We start from the raw sequence: 5,299 nt of genomic DNA, 5'->3' as shown, positions 1-5,299 counted from the left end.
TCGGGCAAGAGCCAGGCGGCGGTGACGGAGGCGTCCATGACGAAGGCTGTCACGATTGGCGCCCTTCGTCGAGCAGTGCCCGCACCGGGTGGCCGGGCTGGATGGTGGCGTGCAGCGCGTCGATCTGGCCGAGTTCGCGCTCGATCTGCTCGTCGGTGATGACCGGCTTGCGCCGCACCGGCAGCATGCGCACCACCTCCTTGCCGTGGCGGGTGATGCGAACCTCCTCGCCCTTTTCGACCAGGTCGATCAGGGCCGAGAAGTTGTTCTTGGCTTCAGCGATGCCGATGGATTGCATTTGGGCCAGAAAATTTGAATCTGGCCTGAATTCTAATGCCAATCTGGCCTGACTTTCAAGGTCTGGCCAGATTGAGCTTGTTCATCACTTATTCAGCCCGGTAGTTCGGCGCTTCTTTCGTGATCTRCACGTCGTGCACGTGGCTTTCGCGGATGCCGGCCGTGGTGATCTCGACGAACTCGGCCTTGTTCTTCATCTCTTCGATCGTGGCGCAGCCGCAGTAGCCCATGCTGGCACGCAAGCCGCCCGACATCTGGTAGACGATCGACACCATCGAGCCCTTGTACGGCACGCGGCCTTCGATGCCCTCGGGCACCAGCTTGTCGGCGTTGGGATTGCCGGTGGTCGATTCCTGGAAGTAGCGGTCGGCGCTGCCCTGCTGCATGGCGCCAATGGAGCCCATGCCGCGGTAGCTCTTGTAGCTGCGGCCCTGGAACAGCACGATCTCGCCGGGCGCCTCTTCGGTGCCTGCGAACATGCCGCCCATCATCACGGTGCTCGCGCCCGCGGCAATGGCCTTGGCAATGTCGCCCGAATAGCGGATGCCGCCATCGGCAATCAGCGGAATGCCGGTGCCCTGCAGCGCGGTGGCGACGCTGTCGACCGCCATGATCTGCGGCACGCCCACGCCGGCCACGATGCGCGTGGTGCAGATCGATCCGGGGCCGATGCCGACCTTGACCGCGTCGGCGCCGGCATCGGCCAGCGCGCGTGCCGCATCGCCGGTGGCGATGTTGCCGCCGATCACGTCGACCTGCGGATAGTTCTTCTTGACCCAGCGCACGCGCTCGATCACGCCGGCGCTGTGGCCGTGCGCGGTGTCGACCACGATGGCGTCGACGCCGGCCTTCACCAGCGCCTCGACGCGCTCCTCGGTGCCCGCGCCCACTCCGACCGCCGCACCCACGCGCAGGCGGCCGCTCGGGTCGCGCGCGGCGTTGGGAAAGCTGGTCTGCTTGGTGATGTCCTTGACGGTGATCAGGCCCTTGAGCTCCCATGCGCTGTTGATGACGAGCAGGCGTTCGAGCTTGTGCTTGTTGAGCAGCGCCTTGGCCTCGGCCAGCGTGGTGCCGTCGGGCACGGTGATGAGCTTGTCGCGCGGCGTCATGATCTCGCTCACCGGCACGTCGTAGCGGTTCTCGAAGCGCAGGTCGCGCCCGGTCACGATGCCCACCACCTTGCCGCCGTCGAGCACCGGGAAGCCCGAGATGCCGAGTTCGTCGGACAGTTGCATGACCTGCAGCACGGTGTGCGTGGGCGTGATTACCACGGGATCGCGCAGCACGCCCGATTCGTAGCGCTTCACCTTGGCCACCTGCGCGGCCTGCTCGGCGGCGGTGAAGTTCTTGTGCACGATGCCGATGCCGCCCTCCTGCGCGATCGCGATCGCGAGGCGTGCTTCGGTCACCGTATCCATCGCGGCGGAGACCAGCGGCAGATTCAGCGTGATGTTGCGGGAGAAACGGGTGGCGAGGGAGGTGTCCTTGGGCAGGACCTGGGAGAACGCTGGCACCAACAACACGTCGTCGAAGGTGAGCGCTTTGCCGAGAAGGCGCATGGGTGAAGCTCCAAAAGACGGATTGTAGCGACCGTCGGTACTTACCCGCCCTGCCAGGGGCTTCAGCCAAGCCCCGCCGGGCCGGCAAGGCGGCGAAAACGTAGCCAAATCCCAACTCGCCGGCAACGAAAGCCGGGCGCTCTCATGTTGCAAAACGTAAGGAAGGCTAAACTCGCCGCATGAAATTCGCGCATTGGCTCGTACTGGGATGTGTTTGCCTGCTGCCGCTCTCGGCCAGCGCGCAATGGCAATGGATCGACAAGAGCGGCAAGAAGGTCTTCAGCGACCAGCCGCCGCCGACGGACGTGCCGGAAAAGAACATCCTGCGCCGCGCGGGCTCTCCGCCGCCCCGAGGCGGCTCGGCGCCGGCCGCTGCCGACGCCGATGCGCCCGACGCCGCGGCACCCAAGGCCGCGGCCGCGCCCAAGCCCGCGGGCGTCGACAAGGAGCTCGAGGAAAAGACCAAGAAGGCGCAGGCCGAGGAAAAGGCCAAGCAGGCCGCCGAGGCAGAGAAGAACGCCAAGGCCAAGGCCGACAACTGCGACCGCGCGCGCCAGGGCAAGGCCACCTTCGACAGCGGCATCCGCGTCGCCAAGATCAACGCGAAGGGCGAGCGCGAAATCATGGACGACGCGGCCCGGGCCGCCGAGCAGAAGCGTCTTCAGTCGATCATCGAAAGCGACTGCAAATAAGCAGCCCGCACCGGTTCAGTAGCCGGCCTTGCCGCCCTTGCGGCGGTTCGCGAAAAGACCGGTGCCGCGCGCGCCCTGGCGCTGGAAGCGCTCACGGCGCGCCACCTTCGGATCGACCGCCAAGGGACGGCACAGCTCGACGCGGTCGCCGTCCTCGAGCGGCTGCTCCCAGCCGACTTCCCTGCCCCAGATTCCCGGCGTCATGGCCTCGCGCCAATCGAGCTGCGGGAAGCGCTGCGCAAGTTCGCTGGCCTTCACGGCATCGGCCACGGTGGCTTGGGGCGCCAGCCGCAGCACCTGCTCGAACACCTCGCGCGGCGCGGGCGAGCAGCAGAGCGTGACTTCGATCATCAGGACGTGCCGTAGACCTGCTCGGCACGCTTGACGAAGGCTTCGACCAGGCTGGAGGCCACGGTGTCGAATACCGGCCCCACCAGCGCCTGCAAAGCAAAGTTGCTGAAGCCGTAGCTCATGTGCAGCTCGACGCGGCAGGCGCGCTCGCCGGGCTCGCCCACGGGCACGAATTTCCAGAGGCCGTCGAGGTTGGAGAAGGGTCCATCGACCAGCTTGAGGTGCACCTCGCGCCCCGGCACGTGGGTGTTGCGGGTGGTGAAACTCTGGTGAAGGCCGGCAAAGGCCAGGCCCACTTCGGCGGTCATGCCGGCCTCGTCTTCCTCGATGACCCTGGACTTGTCGCACCAGGGCAGGAACTGCGGATATTTCTCCACGTCGGTGACGAGCGCGTACATCTCTTCGGCGCTGTACCAGATGAGGACGGACTTGTTGACGGTTTTCATAGAATCGGGACAGCGTGCGCGACGGATTGTATTGAAGCCATGCGCCCCCACCTTTCCGAGCCATGGCCACCAAGAAACAAGATACCTCCTCCCGCATTGCCGACAACAAGAAGGCCGCGTACAACTATTTCTTCGAAGAACGCTTCGAGGCCGGCATCGTGCTCGAAGGCTGGGAGGTCAAGTCCCTGCGCGAGGGCAAGGTCCAGCTGACCGACGGCTACGTGGTGATCCGCGACGGCGAGCTCTTCGTCGTGGGCCTGCAGATCAACCCGCTCAAGAGCGCCTCGACCCACGTCAACCCTGACTCCATCCGCACCAAGAAGTTGCTGCTGCACAAGGAAGAGATCCGCCGCCTGGTCGGCAAGGTCGAACAAAAGGGCTACACGCTGGTGCCGCTCAACCTGCACTGGAAGGCCGGCAAGGTGAAATGCGAAATTGCGCTCGCCAAGGGCAAGGCCGAGCACGACAAGCGCGACACCATCAAGGACCGCGAAGGCAAGCGCGAGGTCGAGCGCGCGATGAAGAGCCGCAGCCGCTAGTTCTTTTTTTGCGCAGCATGGAATAAAACGCCGCTTGCAGGCGTTTGTGCGGTGTCATCGGATCGTCGGTGCCACCAACTTCCAGGAGTCTTCCATGTCGCCTCTTCGCCTTTCCTGCGCCGGCCTTGCCGCCGCGCTGCTTTCCGGCCTGCTCGCGCTTCCCTCGTTCGCACAGCCCAAGGCCGCCGACGGTGCGCTGGTCGGCCCCAACGGCATGACGCTCTACACCTTCGACAAGGACACGGCCGGCAGCGGCAAGTCGGCCTGCAACGGCGGCTGCGCGGCCAATTGGCCACCCTTCATGGCCACCGACAGCGACAAACCCTCCGGCGACTTCACCATCGTCACGCGCGACGACGGCAAGAAGCAATGGGCCGCCAAGGGCTGGCCGCTCTACTACTGGTCCAAGGACAGCAAGCCGGGCGACAAGACCGGCGACGGCGTCGGCGGCGCCTGGAAAACCGCCAAGCCCTGATCCTCGCGCGCGCTCCCGCTCCCCATGGACGCCCGCCTGCTGGCCGACCAGATCCCGAGCCTGCGCCGCTATGCGCGCGCGCTCACGGGCAACGTCTGGGCGGCCGACGACCTGGTGCAGGACACGCTCGAGCGGGCCTGCAGCAAGTGGCGGCTCTGGGTGGTGGGCAGCGACCTGCGCGCCTGGTTGTTCACGGTCATGCACAACATCTTTGCGAGCCAGCTGCGGCGCACGCCGCCGCCGCACAGCGTGGTGCCGCTGGAGGACGCGGTGCAGGAGCTGCACGGCGCCGCCGATCCGGGCCGCGACCCCGGCATGGGCCTGGACCTGCAGCGCTGCCTGATGCAGCTGCCCGAAGAGCAGCGCGCCGTGCTGCTGCTCGTCAYGCTCGAAGACCTTTCCTATGCCGAGGTGGCCAAGGTGCTCGGCATCCCCGCCGGCACCGTGATGTCGCGCCTGTCGCGCGCCCGCGTCCGGCTGCAGGAGCTGATGGACGGCGCCGCTGCGCCGCATCGCCCCGGACTGCGCCGCCTCAAGTGAAACCTGCCGCTCCATCATGAATCGCCCTGCCCCGCCCCCCACCGACGACGAGTTGCATGCGCTCATCGATGGCCAGTTGGCACCGGAACGCCGCACCGAGCTCGAGGACGCCGTCGCGCACGATCCGGCCCTTGCGGCGCGGGTGGCGGCCTGGCGCACCCAGCGCGACGCACTGCGCCGGCTGCATGGAGAGCTGCTGGTAGAGCCCGTGCCCGCGCCCCTGATGAACGCGCTCGATCGCAGCCAGGCCCGGCGAGGCCATTGGATGCGATGGGGCGGCATGGCGGCCGGCGTGCTGATCGCCTTTGCCGCCGGCTGGCTCGGCAATGCCCAGTGGTCGATGCAGCGCGCCGCTTCGGCCCAGTTGGCCAGGGCGCCTGCGATGCGCGAATTCGTGCAC

General features: G+C 66.7%; 9 protein-coding genes. 5 read left to right on the top strand and 4 right to left on the bottom strand.

The window, feature by feature from the left end:
- Positions 1 to 49 precede the first annotated feature (49 nt).
- Both AC1DOC_RS17945 and guaB read right to left on the bottom strand, forming a co-directional pair.
- Positions 50 to 298 (bottom strand): type II toxin-antitoxin system Phd/YefM family antitoxin, encoded by a 249-nt coding sequence (locus tag AC1DOC_RS17945; protein ID WP_012747866.1) that lies wholly within the window; start codon positions 296 to 298, stop codon positions 50 to 52.
- 88 nt (positions 299 to 386) lie between these two features.
- Positions 387 to 1,856 (bottom strand): IMP dehydrogenase, encoded by a 1,470-nt coding sequence (gene guaB, locus AC1DOC_RS17940; RefSeq protein WP_478130194.1) that lies wholly within the window; start codon positions 1,854 to 1,856, stop codon positions 387 to 389.
- Between the two features lie 179 nt (positions 1,857 to 2,035).
- Between guaB and AC1DOC_RS17935 the strand changes: the two genes are divergently transcribed.
- Entirely contained in the window at positions 2,036 to 2,548 is a 513-nt protein-coding gene (locus tag AC1DOC_RS17935; RefSeq protein ID WP_012747864.1) for a DUF4124 domain-containing protein, read from the top strand.
- Positions 2,549 to 2,563: 15 nt separating this feature from the next.
- Here AC1DOC_RS17935 and AC1DOC_RS17930 read toward each other — a convergent pair whose 3' ends face one another.
- On the bottom strand, positions 2,564 to 2,899 hold the full coding sequence (locus AC1DOC_RS17930) for an RnfH family protein (RefSeq protein ID WP_012747863.1): 336 nt from the start codon (positions 2,897 to 2,899) through the stop codon (positions 2,564 to 2,566).
- Positions 2,899 to 3,345 carry a type II toxin-antitoxin system RatA family toxin gene (locus AC1DOC_RS17925; RefSeq protein WP_012747862.1) on the bottom strand — a complete coding sequence of 149 codons (447 nt, stop codon included), beginning with the start codon at positions 3,343 to 3,345 and terminating at the stop codon, positions 2,899 to 2,901. The genes AC1DOC_RS17930 and AC1DOC_RS17925 overlap by 1 nt, the downstream gene beginning before the upstream one ends.
- 62 nt (positions 3,346 to 3,407) lie before the next feature.
- Between AC1DOC_RS17925 and smpB the strand changes: the two genes are divergently transcribed.
- From smpB to AC1DOC_RS17905, 4 genes are all read left to right on the top strand, one after another.
- The gene (gene smpB / locus AC1DOC_RS17920; RefSeq protein ID WP_012747861.1) at positions 3,408 to 3,884 is read left to right on the top strand and encodes an SsrA-binding protein SmpB; all 477 of its coding nucleotides are present in this window, start codon (positions 3,408 to 3,410) and stop codon (positions 3,882 to 3,884) included.
- Between the two features lie 94 nt (positions 3,885 to 3,978).
- Positions 3,979 to 4,359 carry a COG4315 family predicted lipoprotein gene (locus AC1DOC_RS17915; protein ID WP_012747860.1) on the top strand — a complete coding sequence of 127 codons (381 nt, stop codon included), beginning with the start codon at positions 3,979 to 3,981 and terminating at the stop codon, positions 4,357 to 4,359.
- Between the two features lie 24 nt (positions 4,360 to 4,383).
- The gene (locus AC1DOC_RS17910; protein ID WP_478130193.1) at positions 4,384 to 4,899 is read left to right on the top strand and encodes a sigma-70 family RNA polymerase sigma factor; all 516 of its coding nucleotides are present in this window, start codon (positions 4,384 to 4,386) and stop codon (positions 4,897 to 4,899) included.
- Between the two features lie 16 nt (positions 4,900 to 4,915).
- The coding region (locus tag AC1DOC_RS17905; protein ID WP_478130192.1) for an anti-sigma factor family protein at positions 4,916 to 5,299 on the top strand (384 nt) is incomplete at its 3' end.

The organism is Variovorax sp. 01T439_2, assembly GCF_056398445.1.
Note: the sequence above shows the minus strand (reverse complement) of the source record. Positions and strands in the feature narration are given on the sequence as shown.